The organism is Streptomyces sp. NPDC001536 (assembly GCF_042894505.1).
GTDB lineage: Bacteria > Actinomycetota > Actinomycetes > Streptomycetales > Streptomycetaceae > Streptomyces.
This window is the reverse complement of the sequence record NZ_JBIAVQ010000018.1, coordinates 18,988-43,559: the sequence shown is the minus strand read 5'-3', so window position 1 is coordinate 43,559 and position 24,572 is coordinate 18,988. Positions and strand designations below refer to the sequence as shown.

13 protein-coding genes and 1 pseudogene are annotated in these 24,572 nt (G+C 69.5%); 6 read left to right on the top strand and 8 right to left on the bottom strand.

What is annotated here, in order from left to right; all coding sequences use genetic code 11:
- Positions 1–3: 3 nt before the first annotated feature.
- Positions 4–1,650, bottom strand: coding sequence for a glycoside hydrolase family 27 protein (locus ACFY0U_RS37705; RefSeq protein WP_388643747.1), 1,647 nt, complete (start codon positions 1,648–1,650; stop codon positions 4–6).
- 320 nt (positions 1,651–1,970) lie between these two features.
- Here ACFY0U_RS37705 and ACFY0U_RS37700 point away from each other — a divergent pair.
- Both ACFY0U_RS37700 and ACFY0U_RS37695 read left to right on the top strand, forming a co-directional pair.
- Positions 1,971–2,366: pseudogene (locus tag ACFY0U_RS37700) on the top strand (xylosidase); the annotation flags it as partial.
- Between the two features lie 313 nt (positions 2,367–2,679).
- On the top strand, positions 2,680–3,645 hold the full coding sequence (locus ACFY0U_RS37695; RefSeq protein ID WP_388643744.1) for a glycoside hydrolase family 6 protein: 966 nt from the start codon (positions 2,680–2,682) through the stop codon (positions 3,643–3,645).
- Positions 3,646–3,792: 147 nt separating this feature from the next.
- Here the strand turns inward: ACFY0U_RS37695 and ACFY0U_RS37690 are convergent, their stop codons facing one another.
- Both ACFY0U_RS37690 and ACFY0U_RS37685 read right to left on the bottom strand, forming a co-directional pair.
- Positions 3,793–5,046 carry an SLC13 family permease gene (locus tag ACFY0U_RS37690; RefSeq protein WP_388643741.1) on the bottom strand — a complete coding sequence of 418 codons (1,254 nt, stop codon included), beginning with the start codon at positions 5,044–5,046 and terminating at the stop codon, positions 3,793–3,795.
- A 97-nt stretch (positions 5,047–5,143) separates the two neighbouring features.
- A complete protein-coding gene (locus tag ACFY0U_RS37685) occupies positions 5,144–6,265 on the bottom strand; it encodes a PrpF domain-containing protein (protein WP_388643739.1) in 1,122 nt (373 codons plus the stop codon).
- A 173-nt stretch (positions 6,266–6,438) separates the two neighbouring features.
- Between ACFY0U_RS37685 and ACFY0U_RS37680 the strand changes: the two genes are divergently transcribed.
- The gene (locus tag ACFY0U_RS37680; RefSeq protein WP_388643738.1) at positions 6,439–7,392 is read left to right on the top strand and encodes a LysR family transcriptional regulator; all 954 of its coding nucleotides are present in this window, start codon (positions 6,439–6,441) and stop codon (positions 7,390–7,392) included.
- 259 nt (positions 7,393–7,651) lie between these two features.
- On the opposite strand, the gene ACFY0U_RS37675 is transcribed toward ACFY0U_RS37680, so the two are convergent.
- Positions 7,652–9,118: a non-reducing end alpha-L-arabinofuranosidase family hydrolase gene (locus tag ACFY0U_RS37675; protein ID WP_388643735.1), complete on the bottom strand. Its 1,467-nt coding sequence runs from the start codon at positions 9,116–9,118 to the stop codon at positions 7,652–7,654.
- 846 nt (positions 9,119–9,964) lie between these two features.
- On the opposite strand from ACFY0U_RS37675, the gene ACFY0U_RS37670 reads away from it, so the two are divergent.
- Positions 9,965–11,401, top strand: coding sequence for an endo-1,4-beta-xylanase (locus ACFY0U_RS37670; RefSeq protein WP_388643733.1), 1,437 nt, complete (start codon positions 9,965–9,967; stop codon positions 11,399–11,401).
- A 123-nt stretch (positions 11,402–11,524) separates the two neighbouring features.
- Here the strand turns inward: ACFY0U_RS37670 and ACFY0U_RS37665 are convergent, their stop codons facing one another.
- Both ACFY0U_RS37665 and ACFY0U_RS37660 read right to left on the bottom strand, forming a co-directional pair.
- Positions 11,525–13,984, bottom strand: coding sequence for a SpoIIE family protein phosphatase (locus ACFY0U_RS37665; RefSeq protein WP_388643730.1), 2,460 nt, complete (start codon positions 13,982–13,984; stop codon positions 11,525–11,527).
- A 272-nt stretch (positions 13,985–14,256) separates the two neighbouring features.
- Entirely contained in the window at positions 14,257–16,488 is a 2,232-nt protein-coding gene (locus tag ACFY0U_RS37660) for an alpha-L-fucosidase (protein ID WP_388643727.1), read from the bottom strand.
- A 357-nt stretch (positions 16,489–16,845) separates the two neighbouring features.
- On the opposite strand from ACFY0U_RS37660, the gene ACFY0U_RS37655 reads away from it, so the two are divergent.
- Entirely contained in the window at positions 16,846–17,568 is a 723-nt protein-coding gene (locus tag ACFY0U_RS37655; RefSeq protein ID WP_388643725.1) for a FadR/GntR family transcriptional regulator, read from the top strand.
- 61 nt (positions 17,569–17,629) lie between these two features.
- Here ACFY0U_RS37655 and ACFY0U_RS37650 read toward each other — a convergent pair whose 3' ends face one another.
- Together ACFY0U_RS37650 and ACFY0U_RS37645 are read right to left on the bottom strand one after the other, a co-directional pair.
- The gene (locus tag ACFY0U_RS37650) at positions 17,630–18,736 is read right to left on the bottom strand and encodes a ricin-type beta-trefoil lectin domain protein (protein ID WP_388643722.1); all 1,107 of its coding nucleotides are present in this window, start codon (positions 18,734–18,736) and stop codon (positions 17,630–17,632) included.
- Positions 18,737–18,870: 134 nt separating this feature from the next.
- A complete protein-coding gene (locus ACFY0U_RS37645) occupies positions 18,871–20,283 on the bottom strand; it encodes a non-reducing end alpha-L-arabinofuranosidase family hydrolase (RefSeq protein ID WP_388643720.1) in 1,413 nt (470 codons plus the stop codon).
- 1,346 nt (positions 20,284–21,629) lie between these two features.
- Between ACFY0U_RS37645 and ACFY0U_RS37640 the strand changes: the two genes are divergently transcribed.
- Positions 21,630–24,560 carry an AAA family ATPase gene (locus ACFY0U_RS37640; protein ID WP_388643717.1) on the top strand — a complete coding sequence of 977 codons (2,931 nt, stop codon included), beginning with the start codon at positions 21,630–21,632 and terminating at the stop codon, positions 24,558–24,560.
- Positions 24,561–24,572: the final 12 nt, after the last annotated feature.

The window sequence follows — 24,572 nt, the reverse complement described above, 5'->3', positions numbered from 1 at the left end:
TGCTCATGCGCGGGACCACTTCTGGTTGGCCTGGCCGTTGCAGGTCCACAGGACCAGTGGGGTCCCGTTGGCGGTGGCGGCTCCGTTGGTGTCCAGGCACAGTCCGGAGTGGGCGTTGCGGATCGTCCCGTCGGAGCTGACGGTCCACTTCTGGTTGTTCTGGCCGTTGCAGGGCCAGGTGATGACGCGGGTGCCGTTGGTGGTGCCCTGGTTGTAGGCGTCCAGGCACTTGTCGCCGTAGACGCGGATCTCGCCGCCCGTCCAGGTGGTCCACAGCTGGTTGGCGGCGGTGTGGCAGTCCCAGAGCAGTACGGTGGCCCCGGCGGCGGTGGAGGCGTTGTCGACGTCCACGCAGCGGCCGGAAGCGGTGCCGCGCAGGCGTGAGGTGGTGGCGGTCAGCGGGCTGCCGCCGGTCACCCGGAACACGGCGACACCGTGCGCGGGGACGCTTGCCGAGATCTGGCCGGAGGTGCTGGACGTGCCGCCGGTCCACAGGTCGGTGAGGGTGAACGGTCCGCCGGACAGGCCGACTTGGGCGGGCGTGGTGGTGACGGTCGCGGTGCTGTCGCCGCGGTTGAACAGGCCCACGGCGACCGAGCCGTCGGCGAGGGGCTTGGCGAAGACCTCGGTGGCGCCGTCGTCGCGCACCCGGCGTCCGCCCGCGCCGAGCGTGTCCTGGTTGACCGCCAGCAGGCGCGGGTTGCGCAGGATGGCGCTGACGTCGGCGGACATGGTGCGGATGTCGTTGCCCGCCATGAGCGGGGCACTCATCAGCGCCCACAGGGCGAAGTGGGAGCGGGACTCGGTCAGCGACAGGCCGGGTCGGCCGACGACGAGCATGTCGGGGTCGTTCCAGTGGCCCGGGCCCGACTGCGCGGCCAGGGGTGCGGTGACGTCCAGGACGTTGCCGACGCCCATCGGATAGCTGTTGGTGTTGCCGTTCTGCCAGATGTCGAGCAGGTCCTCGGTGGTCCGCCACAGGTCGGCGACCTCGCCCCAGTTGTACGTGGCGCCGGTGATGGCGTGGAAGCTGTTGGGGTTGATGCTGTAGACGATCGGCCGTCCGGTGGCGCGTAGGGCGTCGCGCATGAGCGTGAACCGCGCGACCTGCTCGTCACGGGTGCCGCTGGAGGAACACCAGTCGTACTTGAGGTAGTCGACGCCCCACGAGGCGAACGTGGCGGCGTCCTGGGCCTCGTGGCCCTGGCTGCCCGTCGCCCCGGGATAGGCGCCGGTGCCCTGCGCGCAGGTGCGCTCGCCGGGCACCTGGTAGATGCCGAACTTCAGGCCCTTGCTGTGGATGTAGTCCCCGAGGGCCTTCATCCCGCTGGGGAACTTCGTCGGGTTGCCGCGCAGGTTGCCTGCCGCGTCGCGCTGCGGGTCGAACCAGCAGTCGTCGACCACCACGTACTGGTAGCCGGCGTCCCGCATGCCCGAGGACACCATCGCGTCGGCGGCCTGGCGGACCTGGGTCTCGGTGATCCCGCAGCCGAAGCTGTTCCAGCTGTTCCAGCCCAACGGCGGGGTGAGCGCGGGGCTGCCGGGCGCGGCCGAAGCCGTGGAGTGAGCGGCATTCGTCACGGCCGCGGCGAGGGTCAGCGCGAGGGTCGCGAGGAGGCGGAGCAGTCGTCCGCCTGACCGTCTGGGCACGAAGGGCTCCTTCACAGGGGATCGATGTCACGTCCATGACATGAAAAGGAAGCGAGCTATGTGGTTCGAAATTTCGAGAACCATTCGGAAATCAAGACCTCACGGATACTAGGGAGGCCGTCGGGCATGTCAACACCCATCACCGCATTGCTTCTATGATCCAGCCAAGCAGAACGGCATATCGGCATAGTCTGCGCAAACAGCTCACACTGACATGGGATCAAAGCTCTTCGAATGTTTCGAAGTGAACGGCGATTCATGCGAGAGGTATTGACGGGATTCGCCGGCCTCCTGTCATCCTGAATGCTCGACGCCGATCCATGTTCGGCATTTCGCATACAGCTGGGCCGCGCAGAAGGAGAACCTCATCCATGCATATGTCATGGGCACGCCAAACGTGGCCTCGTCGGCGGGATCAGGGCGCCGGCGGCCAGCCCCGTCGTGCCGCCTCCTCCCGCCAGGTCACCCTCATGAGTGGCGTCGACACCTTCGACGGCTCGACCCTCAAGCCGCGATGGGAAGGGCATCACAACCCGGACAACACCAAATGGTCGGTGAACAACGGACTGACCCTGCGGACCGCGACCGCCACCGACGACCTCTACTGGGCCGCAACATCCTCACCCACCGCATCCAGGGCCCCCTCCACCGCCACGGTCCTGCTCGATCACTCCGCGATGCGGGACGGCGACCGGGCCGGACTTGCGCTGTTGCGTGACTCCTCCGCCTGGATCGGCCTCAAGCGCGACAGCAGAGACGGCACCACTTTCGTCCGCCTGGGCCCCGCCTTCTCCATGGGCAACGACCGGCGGTTCTTCACGGGCTACCGGTTCGCCCTCTTCAACCACGCCACCCACGCGCTCGGCGGCCGTCCGCGTCCCCCGGTTCGACCTGTCCACGCCCTGACCGATCGGAGGATCCGCACACCCAACCCCCCACCCCTCCGCACGAGGAGAAGGGTGATCCCGCGCTTCCGATGGGAGCGCTCCCCATCCACGAAAATCCCAGCCAGGAAACCGAGGTCCTGTGATGAGCCGCAGACTCCGCACCCTGGCGGCAGCGCTCTGCGCCCTGCCGCTGGCGCTCGCCGCCGCACCGTCCGCACAGGCGGCCGACCCCACCACCATGACAAGCGGGTTCTACGTCGACCCCAACTCCACGGCGAAGCGATGGGTGGCCGCCAACCCCGGCGACGGCCGGGCCCCCGCGATCAACTCCGCCATCGCCAACACCCCGATGGCCCGCTGGTTCGGCTCCTGGAGCGGCACCATAGGAACCGCCACGGGGGCCTACGTCGGAGCGGCGGACCAGGCCGACAAGCTGCCCATCCTCGTGGCCTACAACGTCTACAACCGCGACTACTGCGGCGGCCACTCCGCCGGCGGAGCCACCTCGCCGTCCGCCTACGCGAGCTGGGTCGCCCAGTTTGCCGGCGGGATAGCGAGCCGCCCGGCCGTCGTCATTCTGGAACCGGACTCCCTCGGTGACTACGGCTGCATGACCCAGGCCCAGATCGACGAACGCGAGGCCATGCTCACCGGCGCTCTCGGCGAGTTCAGCCGCCAAGCCCCCAACACCTGGGTCTACATGGACGCCGGCAACCCCGCCTGGACGGACGCGGCGACCATGGCCCGGCGCCTCCACGAAGCCGGCCTCCGCCAGGCCCACGGCTTCTCGCTCAACGTCTCCAACTACCTCACGACCGCCGAGAACACCGCCTACGGCGACGCCGTCAACCGTGAGCTCAGCGCCCGCTACGGCTACACCAAGCCCTTCGTCGTGGACACCAGCCGCAACGGCAACGGCTCCAACGGCCAGTGGTGCAACCCCTCCGGCCGCCGCATCGGCACCCCCACCCGGACGGGCGGAGGCGCCGAGATGCTCCTGTGGATCAAGACCCCGGGGGAGTCGGACGGCAACTGCGGCGTCGGAGCCGGTTCCAGGGCCGGAGATTTCCTCCCCGAGGCGGCCTACAAGATGATCTACGGCTACTGACCCCGTCGGAGCGGCGTCAGCGCGCGTCTCCGGCATCGAAGTGCGCAAACCCGCTCGGCCGCACTGCTGTTCAGCCGGGCCGCAGCGTGGAGGGCGCCGTCCGTGGTTCGGCTCGGCGCCCTCCGGTGTCGGTCGGCGGTCTTCGCGCTAGGACCAGGGCAGGACCAGCGCGCCCCAGGCGAGGACGGGGCCGAGGGCGACGATGCCGCTCGTGTAGCCGATGACCTGGCGGTAGAAGCGGCGGGTGTCCACGCCGCGGGCGTTGCTGAGGACCAGCGCTCCGTTGGTCGAGAAGGGGGAGGTGTCGACGATCGTCGTGGAGACGGCGAGTGCGGCGATCAGTCCCGCGGGGCTGAGATGGCTGGACAGCAGCAGGGGTACGGCGAGGGGGATGATCGCGGTGAGGATCGCCGTGGAGGAGGCGAAGGCGGAGGTGATGGCCACGGTGAAGCACAGCAGCAGGGCGACGACGAGCGGGGCGCCCAGGTTGGCGGCGTGCTCGGAGATCTCCTCGATGATGCCGGCCTTCTCCAGCATCGCGATGTACGTCATCATGCCCGCGACCAGCAGCAGGGTGGACCAGCTGACGCCGTCGACGGCCTTCTCCTGCCGCTTCATGTCGACCAGGGCCAGCAGAGCGCCCGCGGCCAGCGCGAGGAAGCCGATCTCCAGGTGGAAGCCGAGCGCGCCGACGACGAGGGCCACCAGGGAGGCGAGGGTGAGCCACTGCCGCCAGTCGGGCCTGGCGGAGACGGCGAGGTCCTCGTCGTCGGTCGCCTGTGCGGCGCCCTCGGCCAGCGGGGCGGGACGCTTGGCGAGCAGGATGTAGGTGAGGACCGCGAGCACGAGGTTGATCACGAAGCTGGCGCTGAACAGGGTCACGGCCGAGACGTGCACCTCCGTCTTGTCGACGAGACCGAGCACCAGCGCACCGGAGACGGCCAGCGGGGAGAACGCGCCCGCGTGCCCGCCGCTGATCACCATCATGCCGACGACCAGCGGGTTGAGCTTGTAGCGGTAGGCGAAGTTCATGCCGATCGGCGCGAGAATCGCCACCGCGGCCGGCGTGAACGTACCGAATGCCGTCAGCAGGGCGGCCACCAGGAACAGCACCCAGGGGATGAGCTCGACCTTGCCGCGTACCAGCCTGACTCCGGCCGCGACCAGCCAGTCGATGGTGCCGTTGCGGCGGGCGACGGAGAACAGGTAGGTGACGCCGACGATGGTGACGAAGAGCTTCGCCGGGAACCCCTCGAAGATCTCGTCCTCGGTGAGGCCGAGCGAGGCGGTCCCGACCGCGAAGGTGGCGACGAAGGCGAGGATGCCCAGGTTGATCGGCAGCACGGTGCCGACCACGAACATCACCAACAGGGCGCCTATGGAGATCACTTCAACAGACATCTGTGTCCTTGGTGCGGTGGGGACGGGATGGCGCGCCCCGAGGGCGCGAGGGCAGCGCGGCGGGGAGCCGGCGTGACAGGGGGAGGTCTGCCGCGGTTCAGGCGGCTTGCGGGTGGCCTGCCTGCGGTACGTAGATCCGGGCGTCGGCGAGCAGACGGGCCGCGCGTTGCACGGTGACCCGGTGCGGCAGGCCGTCCCGTACGTCGGTGCAGCGGACCGCGACGACACCGGCGGGCGTGCCGAGGCGCAGCCACTCGTCCCTCGGGCCGCCCGTGATCCGGGAGACCACGGACCCCTCCAGCAGCCCGGCCGCCGCGACGGCGACGGCCGAGGTCAGGCCGATGGCGGGGTGCGGGGCGTTCATGCTGAGCATGCGCACCGCCACGTCGTAGTCCTCGGCACCGACCGGTTCACCGAGCGTGGTGGTGTACGGCACCGGCGGGCCGACCAGGCCCACCTTGGGCACCGCGTCGCCCGGTTCCTCGCCCGGCTGGAGCAGCCCCATCAGGGGTGCGGCGGCATGGCGGACGGTGCGCAGCCAGGGGACGTCCGCGCTGAACTGCTCCAGTGATTCGGCACCGGTACGCCCGGCACTGGCGGCGTCGACGAGGACGACCGGAGCGCCTGCGGCCACCATGCTCACGCGGACCGGCTCGGCGGCGCCGACCCGCAGGTCCTGGGCAGCCCGGCCGGTGGGGAGGAGCAGGCGGTCGGTGTCATTGGCGGGGTCGCGGAAGGTGAGGCCGACCGCGACTCCGCCGGCCCGGGTGCCGGGTACGGTCTGGCTGCCGAAGTGGCGCACCACGCCTCCCAGGGTGTCGACGATCCCTTCGAGGACCGCGCCGGTATTGGTGTTGCGCATCACCACGCGGGTCTGGTCGCCGGTGACCGGAACCAGTCCTTTGGTCACCGCGTACAGGGCGACGCCGGTGGCGCAGTTGCCGCAGTTGCTCGTCCACTCCACCGAGCCTGTGCCGATGCCGACTTGGGCGAAGAGGTAGTCGACGTCGATGCCGGGCTGGGGTGAGGCACTGATCACGGCCGCCTTGGAGGTGGTCGGGGTCGCCCCGCCCACCCCGTCCAGCTCTACGGGATCGGTGGCGCCGTAGGCGGCGACCAGAAGCCTTTCGAGGTCGCCGCGGTCGGCGGGGACCTCGACCTGGTTGAACAGCCAGCACTTGCTTGTGCCGCCACGTACCAGGGTCGCGGGAATGTGCACGTCTGAGGCTCTTCCTGGATCAACGGAGGTAGGGGAAGGGGGCCGAGGCGGTGGTTACAGGCGCATGTCGGGCCGGTGAACCGCTCGGCGATTGCGCAGACCTTCGCAGAGGTGTGACTTCGGAACAATCGCAGTTCGCTTCACCTGGGTTTAGCTCAGCTAAAGTCACTGGCATGCTCAATGTGCGCCGTCTGCTGCTGCTCACCGAGGCCACCGAACGCGGTTCGCTCACGGCCGCGGCGGAGGCCCTCGGCATGACGACCTCCGCCGCCTCCCAGCAGATGTCCCTGCTGGAGCAGGAGGCAGGCCAACCCCTGATCGAGCGGCTGCCCCGGGGTATCCGCCCCACCCCGGCGGGTGCCGCGCTGGCCGAACGCGGTCAGGCCATCCGCCGGGAGCTGCGTGCCGCCCAGGCCGACTTGGACTCCTTCACCGCCCTCGACCAGGGCAGCCTGCGCCTCGGTTCCTTCCCCACGGCGAGCGCGTCCCTGCTGCCGCTGGCGCTCACACGTTTCCGACGGCGCCACGCCGGCATCCGCATCGAGGTGCGCGCCGGAGTTCTCGCGGAGCTCAGGGAGTTGCTACACACCGGTGAGGTGGACCAAGGGCTGCTCTGGGACTACGAGTGGAACCGCCTCGACGATCCGGCGCTCGCCCTCACCCACCTGCTGGACGACCCCACGGTGCTGGTCGTCCCCGCCGACTCGCCCCTGCGCACCCATCCCTCCGTGCGGCTCGGCGACCTCGCCGACCAGGAGTGGATCATCCGCGCCGACAACCATCCCGTCGCCGACGTCCTGCGCCGCAGCTGCCGCCAGGCGGGGTTCGAGCCGCGCATCGCCTACTCCTCGCACGACTACCAGGAGGCGCAGGCCATGGTCGCCGCCGGTCTCGGCATCGCACTCGCGCCCCGCCTGGCCCTCACCAGCCGACGCAGCGACGTACGACTGCTGCCGTTCGCCTCCGACGTCCCGGCCCCCACCCGCCGCATCCTCCTCGCGCGGGCCGCGGCCCGCCCCGCCACCCCGCCCGCCCAGGCGATGGCCCGCGTCCTGCGCACGGTGGCACAGAAATTCGCCGCCCCGGACCTGCACCGGGCTCAGTTGGGGGCGGTCCGGCGGGGCTGACGGCGCGGTCGTCGGCTTCCTCGGTGAGACGCGGACGAGGCGCTGCCCGGTGCCGTGGCGCGTTCCGCTCCGCCCGCGGTGGCGCCTTCCGCCACGGACACGGACACCGGCTCATTGGCCGACGGGCCAAGGACGTTGGCGAGCGGCGCACTCGTCAGTCACGAGCACGCCCGTCCCGCGGCTGGAATGGGCGGGCTCGGCCTTTCGCCGAGCCCGCCCAGTACGGCTCCCTTACCGGAGCCGGACCCGTGTCACGCCGTCAGCGCTGCAGTGTCAGCAGGCCCGGACGGTAGGGCAGGAGACCGTAGTCGCCGCCTGAGTTGGGGCTGCGCCCCTGGTAGAGGAGTTGCAGATTGCAGGGGTCGACGGTCATGGTCTGGTCGGCGCTGGTGCGGAGCAGTTCGCCGTGACTGATGTCGTTGGTCCAGGTGGCACCACTGTTGGCCTTCCCGGCGAAGGGGTTGCTCTCGGTGGCGGCCTGCGGCGTCCACGTGCCGTTGAGGCTCGTGGCCGTGAACGAGCGGAAGTAGCGGCCCTGCGAGCCGATCGCCTCGACGATCATGAGGTAACGGTTCTGGCCCTGCAGCTTGTAGACCTGCGGCGCTTCGAACAGGTTGTTCGTCGTGTCGCTCATGACCACGGTGGAGGTCGTCCCGAAGCTGCCCGGGAAGTTCCCGATCGGCATGCTGGCGCGGTAGATCTTGCCGTTGTCGCCGGCGAAGAACAGGTACATGTTCGTGCCGTCACCGATGAGCGTCTGGTCGATGGGGCCCGTTCCGGAGCCGGAGATGCTTCCGGAGAACAGCACCTGCTGCGACGACCAGCCGTTCGGGTTGGTGGGGTCGCTCGATGTCCGGTACGAGAAGGCCGTCCCGCCCCACTGATAGGCGAGCACCCAGATGTTCTTCGGCGCGAAGTAGAAGAGCGTGGGTGCGACGGTGGACGACGACATCGTGTTCTGGCTGGCCGAGGCCATCTCCGACCAGTTGGTGAACAGGCCGAAGTTCATCGAACCCCAACTCGTCCCCGTGTCGTGCGTCGTGGCGTAGACGAGCTGCTTGCCGTTGTAGGGGGCGACGGTGAAGTCCTTGAGCGAGACCCAGCCCGACTTGGGCTGCGCCAGCGCGCCGGTCGATGACCAGCGGTACGTCGACGGAAGATCGCACGCGCCGGGGGTGTCGGCGCCGACCTTGACGAGCTTCCACTGCTGGTTGGTCCCGCCCCAGTCGTCGTACTGGACGATGTTCGCGTTGTCGGCGGTGGACGCGCCCTGCACTTCGAGGGCCTTGCCGCTGTGGCGCGAGATGAGCCGCACGTAGCCGTCCGGGCTGTCGGCCAGCCGCCACTGCTGGTTGGTGGCGTTGAGGTCGGTCCACTGGACGATGGAGCCGCCGTTCGCGGTGGACCAGTTGTACAGGTCCAGTACCTTGCCCGAGAGACGGGACTTGATGCGGTAGTAGCCGTCCCCGGAGTCGACGAACTGCCACTGCTGCTGGCTCTGGTCGTTTCTGGCCCACTGGGTGATGCGGGCGCCGTCGTTGGTCGCCAGGTTGTACACGTCCAGGGCTTTGCCGCTGTTGCGGTTGACCAGCACATACGTGGCGTTGGGATCGACGGTCGCCGCGCTGGCGGGCTGGGCGCCGAGGAAGGTGGCTACCAGCAGGAGTGGCGAGAGGACGGCGAGTAAGCGTCTGAGCGGGACCGTGGAGGGGTGGCGCAACCACATCTGAGGGCCTCCTTAGGGGGCGGGGCGTGGTGGCGTCGGCGAACCGCGGAGCGGTCGAGCCGAAGAAGTTGAACTCATCGAAACTTTCGTAGAGCTAACAGATCTTTCGGCGTCACAAGATAGAAATACGGGGTCCCTCGGTCAAGGTCTGGCGCTGTTCTGTCTTCAAACAGGTCCGCCCCTCCGGCGCCGAACGAGGTGCCGCGCCCGTCGGGAGCGCACGGCAAAGGCATGGCGCGACCCTCCAGCGCAGAGGGCTTGAGCAGGGATTTGATGATGAAGTACCGGCTCTGCGTGCCGGCCTCGGGTGCGGCGCGGGCCGTGCGGCGTCCGTCCACGGTCACGCGCCGACGCCTCTTATCAGGCCTAATGGCTGTTCGAATGTTTCGTAGCGAACAAGGAAACTTTCTCGGCGAATGTATTGACGATCCACCATCAAGCCCCAATCATCCTTCACCAAGGGCCGATCAGAGTTCGAAATACCGAACCTTATGGGCCGTGCGGAACTTCTGGTGCACCACAGAGCCACGTGCACCCCGCAGGGCCCGCCTGCCCACGCACCACAGCACCTGCGCCACCCGTTTCGTTCCGGTGAGGTTCGCACCGGCGCAGCTGGCTCTTCGCGCACCTGGAGAGGTAAGCGACGCCGCGTGACGGTCCCCCGGCTGAGCCGCGTTGGAGTCACCCCGTGCCCGTGCCGAAACCGCGCAGCCGCGCGCCGAACATCACCCGGCGACCGACAAGTGCCGTGCATACCGGTCGAGAACGACCCGTTCTCACGACCGCTCCGTCCGGCCGCCCCCTGCACTTCAGCCATTCCGTGATGTCTATTTTGGAGGCACAGCCATGGGCTTGAACGCCCTTCCCAGAGCCGGAGACCGCCGCAGGACCCGCAGCGCGCCGCTGGCGCTGCTCGCCATCGGCCTCAGCGCGGTTGTCGCCCTGGTGACGCCGCCGCCCGCGCACGCCGCCGAGAGCACACTCGGCGCCGCGGCGGCGCAGAGCGGCCGCTACTTCGGCACCGCCATCGCCTCGGGCAGGCTGGGCGATTCGGCGTACACATCGATCGCGGGCCGTGAGTTCAACATGGTCACGCCCGAGAACGAGATGAAGATCGACGCCACTGAACCGCAGCGGGGCCAGTTCAACTTCACCGCCGGTGACCGCGTCTACAACTGGGCGGTGCAGAACGGCAAGCGGGTCCGCGGACACACCCTGGCCTGGCACTCCCAGCAGCCCGGCTGGATGCAGAGCCTCAGCGGCAGCACGCTGCGCCAGGCGATGATCGACCACATCAACGGCGTGATGAGCCACTACAAGGGCAAGATCGCGCAGTGGGACGTCGTGAACGAGGCGTTTGCCGACGGCAGTTCGGGCGCCCGGCGCGACTCCAACCTGCAGCGCACCGGCAACGACTGGATCGAGGTCGCGTTCCGTACCGCGCGCGCCGCGGACCCGGCCGCCAAGCTCTGCTACAACGACTACAACACCGACAACTGGACCTGGGCCAAGACCCAGGCCGTGTACGCCATGGTCAAGGACTTCAAGCAGCGCGGCGTACCGATCGACTGCGTCGGCTTCCAGTCGCACTTCAACAACGACAGCCCGTACAACAGCAACTACCGCACCACCCTGCAGAGCTTCGCCGCCCTCGGCGTCGACGTGGCCGTCACCGAACTCGACATCCAGGGCGCCTCGCCCACGACGTACGCCAACGTGACCAACGACTGCCTGGCCGTTGCGCGCTGCCTCGGCATCACCGTGTGGGGTGTGCGCGACACCGACTCCTGGCGTGCGGAGCAGACGCCGCTGCTGTTCAACGGCGACGGCAGCAAGAAGGCCGCCTACACCTCCGTCCTCAACGCGCTCAACGGAGGCACCACCACGCCTCCTCCGTCGGGCGGCGGCGGACAGATCAAGGGCGTCGGTTCGGGTCGCTGCCTGGACGTTCCCAACGCCGGCACGACCGACGGCACCCAGGTCCAGCTGTGGGACTGCAACAACGCCACCAACCAGCAGTGGACGTCCACCAGCGCCGGTGAGCTCAGGGTCTACGGGAACAAGTGCCTGGACGCCGCCGGCACCGGCAACGGCGCCAAGGTCCAGATCTACAGCTGCTGGGGCGGCGCCAACCAGCAGTGGCGCCTCAACTCCGACGGGTCCATCGTCGGTGTCCAGTCCGGTCTCTGCCTCGACGCCGTCGGGAACGGTACCGCGAACGGCACCCAGATCCAGCTGTACAGCTGCTCGGGCGGCAGCAACCAGCGCTGGACCCGCACCTGATGACGACCTGACGTGAGAGGCCGGCCGGCTGCCCACCGGCCGGCCTCTCACCCTGGTTGGTCGAGCGGTTCCGGGCGCCGCGCACATGTGAGTCTGCACAGGTGCGGCGCCGCTGCATACGTGTCACGGCGGCGCGGGTGGGGTGAGGGTCTGTGCGCACCAGATGGTCTTGCCTTCGGTGGTGTGCCGCGTGCCCCACCCCTGGGTGAGCTGGGCGACCAGCAGCAGGCCCCGGCCGCCCTCGTCGAAGGCGCGGGCCCGGCGCAGGTGCGGGGCGGTGCTGCTGGCATCGGAGACCTCGCAGATCAGGGAGGTGTCGCGGATCAGTCGCAGCATGATCGGCGGTTCGCCGTATCGGATGGCATTGGTGACCAGCTCGCTGACGACCAGTTCGGTGACGAACGCCGCTTCCTCCAGGCCCCAGGCGTCCACCTGGTCGACAGCGAGCTTCCTGACGCGCGGCACCTGCGCGGTGTCGGGCTCGACGTACCAGTCGGCGACGTGATGACGAGCCAGCGCGCGGGTGCGAACGAGCAGCAGGGCGGCGTCGTCGGTGCGGCGATCGGGGAGCATGGCGTCCATCACCGAGTCGCACAGAGGCTCCAACGACGTGGTCGCGTGGTTGAGGGCGTGCTGGAGGTCGGTGATCCGCTGGTCGACGTCGTGCTCGCGGCTTTCCACCAGGCCGTCGGTGAAGAGAGCGAGCAGGCTGCCCTCGGGCAGTTCGAGCTCGGTGGCCTCGAACGGCAGACCACCGATGCCCAGAGGCGGCCCCGGGTGGGCGGGTACCGGGGTCCTGGTGCCGTCCGGGGAGATGACCAGCGGCAGGGGATGGCCGGCACTCGCCAGAGTGAAACGCCGGGAGACAGGGTCGTAGACGGTGTACAGGCACGTGGCCCCGGACTCGCCGGTCGGCTGGAAGTGGCTCTCGGGCCGGAGCTCGCCGGCGAGGTGGAGGACCAGGTCGTCCAGGTGGGTCAGCAGCTCGTCCGGTGGCAGGTCGACGTCGGCGAGGGTGCGTACGGCCGTGCGCAGTCGGCCCATGCTGGCCGCGGCGTGCAGGCCGTGTCCGACCACGTCGCCGACGACCAGGGCGACCCGGGCGCCGGACAGCGGAATGACGTCGAACCAGTCACCTCCCACCTCCGTGCCGGTGCCCCCGGGCAGGTAGCGCGATGCCACCTCGACCGCCTCCTGGTTCGGCAGTCCCTGCGGCAGCAGGCTGCGTTGCAGGGTCAGCGCGGTCGTGCGCTCGCGCGAGTACCGGCGGGCGTTGTCGATGGCGACAGCCGCCTTGGCGGTCAGCTCCTCGGCGAGGATCAGGTCGTCGGCGGTGAAGGCCTCCGGCCGGTCCAGGCGGGAGAACGCGACGACGCCGAGCAGCGCGCCGCGCGCCCGGAGCGGCACGGTGATCCGGCCCGTCAGCCCGTCCGAGGCGAGGGACTCGTCGATCACCGGGTTGCCCGGTGGCCAGTGGGCGGGGTCGGCGGCGAGCCCGGGTCCGAAGGCCCACTCGCCGCCCTGGCCGGGGTCGACGGCGAGCTCGACCGTGGACCTGCCGGTCGCCATGCAGCGGGCGGCGACAGAACCGGGGCTGTGCGTGACCGGCTTCGTGGGCCCGGCAGCCCGGTCGGCGCCGTCCTCCGCGCTGTGCTGGGCGGCACGGATGAGTCTGATCGCCTCGTCCGGGTCGCCCGCGGACTCGGAAGGTGGTTCCTCTCCGCGCAGCACCTCGTCGAACAGATCCACGCTGACCTGGTCGACGAATCGCGGCACCGGGGTCATGGCCAGTTCTTGGGCGGTGCCGATGACGTCGAGTGTCCGGCCGATGCCGCCGCTGGCGCTGTTGAGGATGAGCAGGCGTTGCCGAGCCCAGTACTCGGCGCTCATGTCGAATCCCCAGTTGGCGATCGCGCGGACCGTGCCTTCGGCATCTCGGACCGGCCAGATGCTCGTGGCCCAGGCATTGGCGTAGTCACTGCCGCGAGGACGGAAGACAGTGATGAGACGCGTGGGCTCGCCCGTCCTCGCCACTTGGGCGAGCGCGTCGGTGTAGGGCTTGTCGTCTCTCTCGGGAAACAGTGTGCGGTCGAACTCGGGAAACAGCTCGCGGTACTTCTTGCCGAGCACCTGCTCCTCGGAGTGCGCGATCACCCGGCCCGAGGAGGCGTTGATCCACAGAAACCGCAGCTCAGGGTCGTAAACACCCAGAGCGAAGGGACACTGCTCGAAGGCTCGGTCGGCGATCACCGGGCGACTTTCCCAGAGCTGGACGGTCACCACGTGCCCCAGCGCCCGCCCGCCGGTTCCGGACAGTGGCTGAGCCGTCACTACGGCCTCCACCGTGGAGCCGTTCCGATGGCGCAGGGGGATGGGCCCCGTGTGGCCTCGGGCGCTGTCATGGCTCTCGGGGAACCCGGAGGGTGCGGGACCGGCCAGCAGATCGGTCACGGGGCGCCCGACGATGTCCTCCGCCGTCCAGCCCAGCAGGAGCCGTCCGCCCTCGCTCCAGCCGCTCACTGCGCCGTTCGGGTCGACCACGACAGCGGCAGTGGGGGCATCGTGCTCGCCGGCCCTGTCCACGAGCGGCACCTCCGTCCGGATGGCTGTGCCTGCCAAGGCACACTTCCAGCGGCTGCTTCCAGGCTAGATCCACTGAGGCCGCGCGGCGCCCTGGCCGGTGCGTTCCGGATCATCGAGGCGGGAGCAGAGAGCCCTGCGGGCGCCCTGCCCTGCGACAGGCACAGGGCGCCCGGACCGGCACCACGGTCAAGGGCCGTGGAGGAGAACCCGGGTCGGCGGCAGCCGCCGACCCGGAGCCCGCCACCGTATCGGCGACACCGTGGTGCTGCCGGTCACTGCGCGGTGAAGGTCCACAGCAGGTTGGTGCTGCTGCCGTACGTCCACTGCTTGGTGACGGAGCCCGAGGAGACGTTGCCGCCGCCGTCGAGGACCAGGCCGGTGGTGCGGTTGGCTATCGAGTAGCGGCCGTCGCCCCGGTGAGTGATCCTCCACTGCTGGTTGGTGCCGCCGTTCCAGGGAGCCTGCCGGGCCACGGAGCCGTCGGCGGTGGCGCCCCAGCCGTCGGCGACCATGCCGTTCGTGCGGTTGACCAGCCTGTAGTAGCCGTCTGCGACCGCCTCCGCCTGCCACTGGAGGTTGGGACTGCCGTTCCAGGTCCACTGCTTCAGGTCGGACCCCGACGCGACGTTGCCGCCGCTGTCCAGGGCGAGTCCGTCGGTGACGTTGGTGATCCGGAAGTACGCCGCCGGGTTGAACCGGACCCTCAGCGAGGTGATCTGGTCGTTGTTGCCGGTGACCCTGAGGTCGGGGTTCTCGGCGGTGAACGTCCAGGAGGTGCCGGTGAAGTTGTCTCCCGAGTAGCCGGTCACCTGGTAGCCGGGGGCCGGCCGGAGGGAGGAGATGCTGCGCGTGCCCAGTCCGGCCGCGGTCAGGTCGGCGGCCGTGTGGTCGCCGACGGTCAACACGGCGGCGTTGCCGGTGTAGTTGACGTCCGCGAAGGCGACGGCGCCGGCGGCCGGTCGCAGGCCGGGGATCGTTCCGGAGAAGGTGAGCTTCAGGACGTAGGCGATGGCGTTGTACGGCGCCGACGACGGCAGAGTGACCGTGAGGCCGGAGGAGTTCTGGGCCGGTGTGGGCAGGTCGATGTAGGTGCCGGCGGTGGGGCCGAGGAGCTTCACCGAGGTCAGCGAGGAGAGGTTGATCCGGTCCGAGCCGAGGGTCTTGATCGTGAGTGAACTGCCGGGCCACCCCAGGACGGTTGCGTACAGGACGTTGTCGGCCTTGTTGCGGGTGAAGCGGATGTCCTGGGCCGTTCCGGCGTGCGGGGTGGTGAAGGAGCCGCCGCCCATCTTCGTCGGGCCCTCGCCGTACGCGGTCCAGGCGCGGGTCGCGTAGATCGACTCGCCGAAGCGCCTCAGGTGGTCACCGATGCCCAGCAGGATGTCCTTCTGCGCCTGGGGGATGGTGCCGTCGGCCATGGGCGCGATGTTCAGCAGCATGTTGCCGTTCTTGCTCACCCGGTCGATGAACGAGTGCAGCATCTGCGGGATGCTGTAGTAGCCGATGCCCTGGGTGTAGCACCAGCTGCTGCTGGAGATGCTGTCGTCGGTCAGCCAGTACGGGGTGGTGAGGTCGGCCGGGCCGCCACGCTCGTAGTCGAAGACCTCGCCCTTGCCGTTCATCCCGTCCTTGTAGGTGGCGACGACCTCGCGGCCCCAGCTGCCCGCCTGGTTGTAGTAGTACGCCAGGAAGTTCAGGCGCTGTTGCTCATCGACGGCCCGCAGGTTGAAGTCCTGCCACAGGATGTCGGGCTGGGCCCGGTCGATGACCTCCTTGAGCTTGTCGAACCAGAGCTGGTTCTCCGCGGCCGAGCCCAGCTGCCCGTAGAGCTTCTTCAGGCTCGGGTCCGTCTGGGCGGGGGCGTGCTCGTAGAAGCCGGTGAAGTTGTACGCGTGGTGCATGGCCACCAGCAGCTTCAGGCCCTTGGCACGGACGGCCGTGGAGAAGAGCCCCAGCAGGTCGAGACCGGGGCCCTTGTCCACCGAGTTCCACTCGTTGACCTGGCTGTCCCACATGGAGAAGCCGTCGTGGTGCTCGGCGACCGGGCCTGCGAACCTGGCGCCGGCGTCGACGAACAGCTGCACCCATTCGTCGGGGTCGAACTTCCCGCCGGCCGACTTCAGCTTCGGCGCGAACTTCACGGTGTTGCCCGCCAGGTCCTGGGCGCCGTTGATGAAGTTGTGGTACGGCCAGGCGGACGGCTGGCCGTAGGTCGCGATGTGATGCTGGTTCGCGTTGCTTCCGGCCTGGTACATGTTGCGCGGGTACCACTCGTTGTCGTAGGCGGGGACGCTGAAGACGCCCCAGTGGAAGTAGATCCCGAACTTCGCGTCCTGGAACCACTCCGGGGCCGGCGGGTGCTGGTCCACCGAGTTCCAGTCGGGCGTGTACGTGCTGGGCGCCGCCTCGGCGACACCGGCACTGAACACGCCTCCCGCAACGGCCGTCGCGGCCACACAGGTTGCGGAGGCCAGGAACTGACGTCTTTTCATCGAGCTCGCCATGGATACATCCCTGATGCGGAAGGGGGCAGGGGGAGCGCAGTGTCACGCATGAAGGTCGGCCATGTAACCGGGGGATGTCAACCAGCGTGCAGGGATGAATGCGGTTGCCGTGTAGGGATATTTGTCCAACTCATTATGATTGTTTGCGTATTGAGATTACGCAGACATGGCATGTCTGGAGGCTTCGCTGGGCACGACGAGCTCGGGTTGCCGTCGGGGCCGCGAGGCGCACCGCCCGCCGGCCGCCGCGATCGACTTCCCGCTCCCGCACCCCACTATCATCAACGTCACCCTCGGCATGAGGCTCCGGAACAGGTCGGACGTGCTCGCGGGGCACGCTGAGGGGAGGGACACGCGGTGTCGCTGACGGACAAGGCGATCGAGCAGATCCGTGAACTGATCCGGACCGGAGCACTGCCGCCGGGGTCGAAACTCCCGCCGGAGCCGGACCTCGCCGCCCAACTGGGACTGTCCCGCAACCTCGCCCGCGAAGCGGTCAAAGCACTGGCCGTGGCACGCGTCCTGGAGGTCCGGCGCGGCGACGGCACGTATGTCACCAGCCTCCAGCCGAGTGTACTTCTGGAAGGGCTCGGTGGCGCGGTTGAGCTGTTGCAGGGCGACGCGGTCGCCCTGCAAGACCTCATGGAGGTACGGCGGCTCCTCGAACCGATGGCCACGGCCCTTGCCGCAACCCGGATCTCCGACGACCAACTGGCCGAGGTGAAGCGGCATCTGGACGCCATGCGTGAAGCGCGCGACGACGTCGAACAGCTCAACGCCCACGACGCCGCCTTCCACCGTGCCGTCGTCCTGGCCACGGGCAACGAGACCCTCCTGACCCTCTTGGAAGGGATCTCGGGCCGAACCCTGCGCGCCCGTATCTGGCGCGGCCTGGTCGACGACAAGGCCGGAGGCCGCACCCTCGCCGAGCACGAGGCCATCTTCAACGCACTGTCCACCCGTGACGCCCCCCTCAGCCAAGCGGCCGCGCTGCTGCACGTGAGCAACACCGAGCAGTGGCTGAGGGGACACCTGCGCGCCGGAGAACCTCTTGCCTCCGGGACGGCCGCGGGGGAGTGATGTCCTGCCGGTACTGGCGCTTGGAAGGGGCCCAGGCGGGCCCGGGCCCCAGGAGGGAAGGTCAACCGGCGGTCAGAGTGGTCCACTTCTGGTTGGTGCCTCCGTGGCAGTCCCACAGCTGGAGCCGCGCGCCGTCGGCTGCGGACGAGCCCGGAACATCGAGGCAGCGGCCGGAGGCGGGGTTGCGGTAGCCGCCGTTGTAGGGCTGCCAGACCTGGTTGGCACCTCCGTGGCAGGTCCAGAGCTGCGTCTTGGTGCCGTTGGCGACGGCCCCGCCGGCGGCGTCGAGGCACTTGCCCATGGAGCGCAGGGTCCCGTCGGTGTAGGCGGACCAGTACTGGTTGGCGCCGTCGCCGCAGCTCCACGTCTGGACGGCGGTCCCGTCGGCGGTGCCGGCGCCGTTGACGTCCATGCACTTGCCGGCGATGCCCGACTGAATGTGTGCGGGCGCGGGAGCGGGATTCCGCAGCCACCCTGCGCTGTCCGCGGCCTGGATGCCGCGGTGGAAGGCGTCGGCCATCTTCTGGTAGCCGGCGTCGTCGGGATGCAGGGAGTCGGCCAGGTCAGCCGTGGTCAGGCTGCTCATGTCGACGAATGCGACATGTTTGCCGGCGGCCTGTGCGTCGCCGGCGATCTGGCGGACGGCCTGGTTGTACGTGCCCCGCCACCGCTCCTCCGAACTGCTGGTGGACACGACCAGGGAGGCGAGGAGGACGGTTGCGTCGGGGGCGTCGGCGGTGACCCGGTTGACCAGTGACCTCAGCCGGGTGATGGCGCTGTCGACCTCGGACGCCCCCTGGAGGTCGTTGGTACCGATGTGCAGCGTCACCACGTTGGGCCGGTAGCGGGTCAGCGAGGCGTCGGCGAGGGCGGCGATCTGGTCGATGCGGTATCCGGAATGGCCCTCGTTGTCGGGGTCGGACATCGAACCGCCCCGCACCGTGCCGACGAAGTCCAGCGGGTGGCCGTCCGCCGCAAGCTGGTTCCACAGCGGTCCTCGGTAGCCGTTGCCGGTGCTGCTCCCCACGCCCCAGGTGATCGAATCGCCCAACGGCATGACACGTAAAGGGGTGTTGGGGGCGGCCGAGGCGGAGGTCTCACCTGTCGCCGTCACCCCGAGCGTGGCAGCGACAAGGGTGAGCAGGGACAGGATCCAGGGCTTTCTCATGCGGGTGTCCTCTTCTGCGAGTGGTTGCTGCCGTGTGCGCGGATCAGGGGGCCCTGCCTGGCGGACAAGGCGGAAGCCGCTGGTGACCGTGCCTGACAGGCACGGTCACCAGCGTTCGGTCGCGCGCCCGCGGATCAGCGCTGCAGGGTGAGCAGGCCCGGCCGGTACGGCAGTTGGATGTAGGGGGTGTTGCTCGGTGTGTTGGGGGACAGGCCCTGGTAGAGGAATTGCAGGTTGCAGGGGTCGATGGTCATGGTCTGGTCGGGGTTGTTGCGGACCAGGTCGCCGTGGCTGATGCTGTTGGTCCAGGTGGCTCCGCTGTTGGCTTTGCCTGCGAAGGGGTTGGACTCGGTGGCGGCCTGCGGGGTCCACGGACCGTTCAGGCTGGTGGCGGTGAAGGAGCGGAAGAAGCGGTCCTCGTTCGCACCGCGAGCCTCGACGATCATGAGGTACTGGTTCTGGCCCTGGACTTTGTAGACCTCCGGCGCCTCGAACAGGTTCTTGACCGTGTCGGTCATGACGGTTGTGTACGAGGAGCCGAAGCTGGCCGGGAAGTTCCCGATCGGCATGGTCGACTTGTAGATCTTGCCGTTGTCACCGGCGAAGAACATGTGCATGTTCTGGCCGTCGGCGATCATGGTCGGGTCGATGGCGCTGCCGTCGGAGAGGCTGCCGGTGAACAGCGGTTGCGCCGCGGACCAGCCGTTGGGGTTGGTGGGGTCGCTGGAGGTGCGGTAGACGAAGGGCCATTGGGTGCCCCATCCGTTCGAGGTCAGCACCCAGATGTTCTTGGGCGCGAAGTAGAACAGCTTGGGCGCCACCGCGCCCTGGCTCATCTGGGTCTGTCCGGCCGACGCCATGTCCGACCAGTTCGTGAAGGGGCTGAACCCCATCGATTTCCACGACGATCCGTCAGAGGCGGTCGCGTAGACGAGGTGCCTGCCGTTGTACGTCACGGTGGTGAAGTCCTTCAGCGCGGCCCACCCGTTGGCCGGCTGCGCCAGCGGGCCGGTCGAGCTCCACCGGTACGTCGACGGAAGGGAGCACGAGTTGGGTGAGCCGGACAGGCCGGTCCACTTCTGGTTGCTGCTGCCGGTGCAGTTCCAGAGCTGCACCGCCGTGCCGTTGGCCGTCGCGCCACCCGACACGTCCAGACACAGCCCGGATTCCACGGCGACGACCGTGCCGTCGGAGTTGACCCGCCACTGCTGGTTGGTGCCGCCGTTGCAGGACCAGATCACCGGCCGGGTTCCGGCCGTGGTGGCGTGACCGGGTACATCGAGGCACTTGTTGCCGTACACGGTGAGCTGGTTGTTGTCGGTCAGCGTCCATTGCTGGTTGGTTCCGCCATGGCAGTCCCAGATCTGCAGGTTCGTGCCGTCGGCCTGGCCGGCGCCCGACACGTCGAGACACCGGCCGGAACCAGTGCCGCGCAAGGCGCCGCTGGTGGCGGCCTGAGCCGGGTTGGTGACGAGCGTCGCCGCGGAGGCGACCAGGGCCGCGAGCGCCAGGGGCAGATGCCTGCGGCTGAACGTACGTCTGTGCATAGGGACCTCAATCCTTGAGTGAGCGGCTCGGTCGGCCCCGTCAGGGGCTGCTGGACAGGCGTACTGCGACGTTGATTCATTGTTCGACAAGCCGAACAACGGTCGAAGGGTCGGGCAGAGGGAAGAGCCGGTGAGAACTGACGCGCAGGGAGCTCGGTCGGCAGTCCTCCTATGCAAGGAGGCCTGGCGTCCGCAGGGGTCTCGGCACCGGTGGCCCATTCCATCGATACATGGGATGGATTAACAGGCATGGGCGATGCCTGTGTCTAGAGTTGCGACACAAAATCGCGGCTGCTTCCGCATGTATGTCCGGTCGACGCCCTGGAGTCGAGTCAGACATTGGATGTCCCGAGGGGTGGATTTTCGCCAACTCCGCGGCCCGGCACGGCATCCCGCCCGCACGCCCGACTCTGCTGGTCGACAGCCGACGGCCCCGCCCCCGTCGGGCGACCTCACAGAGGAGCCGCGGAGGGGGCCGGACGGCGCGATCAGTCGCCGCGACGCGGCGTACGAAGTGGACGGGGTGCGGCTCCTTTTGGGTGAGCTTGTGGAAGATCCGACACTGCGGGAAGTCTCCGTTGCCGATGAGGGCGCGGAGGGCGAGTACGGCTTCGGCGCCGGGGACGCTCCACCTGCCGGCGGTGATGTCGAGACTGCGCGGGACGCGGCAGGACCGGCTCCCGTGCCGCCAGGAAAGTGGCCGGTACTCGTCGAGCACCTGACGTAGAACCACGCGATGAGCAGCGGCCGCTGACGAGGGCGGTGGCCGCCGCCTCCCGCCCCGGCCCCCACCTGGCCGAGCACGTGGCAGCGGCAGACGCGGCGTTCACGATGCCGACTGTCCCGCCCCCCGTGAAACCCGCCAGTGACAGCGACATGGCCAGAAGCATGCACTGGACGGACGTCGCGCCGGTGCAGCTGCGCGGTCATGCAACGGGCCGGCGTCTTCACCACGTTCGCTATGTCCACGCCCGGTGGGCTCCGCCGGCTCAGCGGCTGTTGTGCTGGCTGCGGTCGCGTTTCGCGCCAACGCCCAGTTCCAGAAGCACCGTTGGTGACAAAGCCCAGGCGAGCACCGGGCTGAGGGTCAGCGCCACGACGAGGGATGCCGTCCACAGGGCGCCGCTTGGCTGCGCAACGCGGCGCGTCCGATGTCAACGGGTCGGTGACGGAAGCACCAGGCGTCCTCGCCGGGACTGTGATGTGTGAGATCCGTCCGCTCCGGGGCGGAGATGCGGCGGTTATGTCGATCAACAGGTGAGAATGATGTGTGAGGGGAATGTCAAGAAACGGGGGCAACTGTGGCGGCGGACGGGCTGGTTGGGGACGCCGGAGACCGGGCTCCGTTGCTGAGCCGGTCTGCTGAACTGGCCCGGTTCGACGAACTGCTGGACCGTGCCGTCCGCGACGCCCGTGCCACGGCGAAGGGCGAGGAAAGCCGCGGCACGGGCCGATCCCGGCTCGTCGACATCACGGGTGCGGCAGGCATCGGCAAGAGCAGGCTGCTGGGCGAGGTCTGCGCGCGGGCGCGCCGACGTGGACTGACCGTACTGCGCGGCAGAGCCACCGAGTACGAGCGGCAGGTGCCGTTCCAGGTCTTCACCGACGCGCTCGCCGACCTCGACCCGCACGCCCTGGACGGCTTCCAGGAGACCGACGCGGTGTTACCCCTGCTGCAGCGGAGCGCCGCCCAACAAGGCGACGCGGCCGACCGTTTCGGACTGCACCGGGCCACGGCGGCTCTGCTCGCGCGGCTCGCCGCCCCGTCCGGGTTGCTGCTGGCCCTCGACGACCTGCACTGGGCAGACTCCGCGTCACTGGAACTGCTGGATCATCTCGTACGCCATGCCGTGCACGCCCCTGTCGTCCTGGCTGTGACGCGACGGGACCGCCAGAGCCCCGAGTCGCTCGCGGCCAGGCTCACCCGGGGCGTCGACGACGGCACGGTGGTGAGGCTGGGACTGGGGCCGCTGAGTGCACGCGACTGCGCCGAACTGGCCGGCCCTGGCATGTCAGCCGCCGACACCACCGCACTGCATGCCGCGAGCGAGGGCAACCCGCTGTACTTCCTGACCCTTCTGCAGGCCCGCCGCGGGGGTACGACGCCCGAATCCTCGCCGCCACCGGAGCTCGGCGCCCTGCTGCTGGAGGAACTCACCGCGCTCACCCCCTCCCAGCGCGGCATCGTCGAGGCCGTCGCGGTGCTGGGCGAGCACGCCACCCCGGCGATGCTGGGCCGGGTGACCGGCCGCTCCGGCACCGCTTTCACCGACGACGTCCATGCCCTCACCCACCGCGATCTGCTGCGCTCCGACCCGCAGGGCCTGCTGACCCTGCGGCATCCGGTCGTCCGTACGCTCGTCCACGAGAGCACACCCTTCCTGAGACGCGTCGACATCCACCGGCTCGCCGCCGAGGAGCTGGCCCTCGCCGGTGCCTCCGCCGCCGAGCGGGCCCACCATGTGGAGCGGTCGCTGACCGCCTGGGACCCGGCGGCGATGGCCGTACTCGAGGAGGCCGCCGCACGAACGGCCCGCACGGCCCCGGCGAGTTGCGCCCACTGGCTCGACGTGGCGCTCCGCCATCTTCCGCACACGGGCGAACACGTCTCCCGGCGACGCGAGTTGACGCTGCGGCGGGCCCGTGCCCTGGCCGCGTGCGGGGGGCTGCGCGAGAGCCGTGACCTGCTCCAGGAGCTCATAGCCACCCCGCCCCGGTCGTCCCGTGGCCGCGCCACCGACGAGGACCAGGACCTCAGGCTGCGGGCGGTCGTTCTGTGCGCGCTGGTGGAGCGTCACCTGGGGCGCTGCACCGAAGCCGTCGCGCTGTTGCGCCGCGAGCTGGCCCGCGGCCCCGCACCGGCCGATGTCGTCCGGCTCGGTCTGGAACTCGGCTCGGCCGCGCCCCAGGGCAGCGGCATCTCGTACCCCCAGGTCCGAGCGGAGGTCGAGGCGGCCCTCGCGGCGGCCCGGTCGATGGGGAACGAGGCCGCTGAGGCGGGCGTCCTCGCGGTCGCCGCCCTGGGGGAGGCGTACGAGGGCAACATGACCGCGGCGCACGAACTCGCCGGGCAGGCCGCCGCCCTGGTCGACTCGCTGCCCGACAACGACCTCACCGCCCTTTGCGAACCCCTTGCCAGGCTCGGCTGGGCAGAGGCCTTTCTGGAGCACTACCCGGACGCGGAGCGGCACGCCGAACGCGGCCTCGACATCGCCCGCCGCAGCGGCCAGCTCTACGTCATGCCCCATCTGCTGCTCTGTCTGTCCCATGTCCGGGTGCAGACCTGCCGCGTCACCTCGGCGGTGGAACTCGCCGACCAGGCGGAGGACATCGCCCGCGGCATCGGCAGCGACCAGCTGCTCACGTTCGCGCTGGCGAGCAAGGCCTCGGCGCTCGTCGCCGCGTGCCCGCCCGGCGATCCGCGTCCCCTCGCCGTCGCCGAGGAGGCGGTGGCCGCGGCCGGTACCGGGGTGAACTGGTGGGCCTCCACCGCCTGGTGCATCTTCGGCTGGGCGGCACTCATGGCCGGCGATCCGGTCGGCGCCAGGGACGCGCTGCTCCAGGCGGGCGGCCTCGAACTGCACCGGATCCAGCCCTCGATGCGGCCGCTGTATCTGGAGATCCTGGTCACGTCCGCCCTGGTCACAGGGCGGCCCGAGGAGGCCCGTGAGTGGGCCGAACAGGCCCGTAAGGAGGCGGAACAGCTGGGGCTGCCGATGCAGCGGGCCTCCGCGCTGCGCAGCAGCGCTCATCTGCCGCTGGCACAGGGGGACCCGGCAGCGGCGGCGGAGCTGTTCTCCCAGGCCGCGGTGGAGAGCGCCCGCTGTGGGGCGGTCTTCTGGGAGGCCCTTTCTCTGCTGCTCGGCGCCCCACTGGAAGCGGCGGCGGGCCGCGGCCGTGACGGCACGTTCGCCTGGCTGAGGGGCCGGCGGCTCGCCGAGGCGGGCGGCAGCGGCATGCTGGTGGGCCTCGCCGACGCCACCCGTCCGCCCGACGGCGGATCCGAGGCCGTGTACGGCTCCCCGGACCGCGCCGAACTCGCCGAACGGCTGGCCACCCTGACCGCCCGGGAGCTGGAGATAGCCGAGCTGGTGGCCCAGGGCCTCACCAGCCGGGCCATCGCCGACCGGCTCTACGTCAGCCGGCGTACCGTCGACACGCATGTCTCCCGGGCCTTCCGCAAGACCGGGGTCTCCTCCCGCACCGCCCTGGCCACGTTGATGGCCCGCCGTCGCACCGGGAACCGCTTCGTGGACGCCAGGCCGGATCAGGGCTGATCCGGCCTGGGC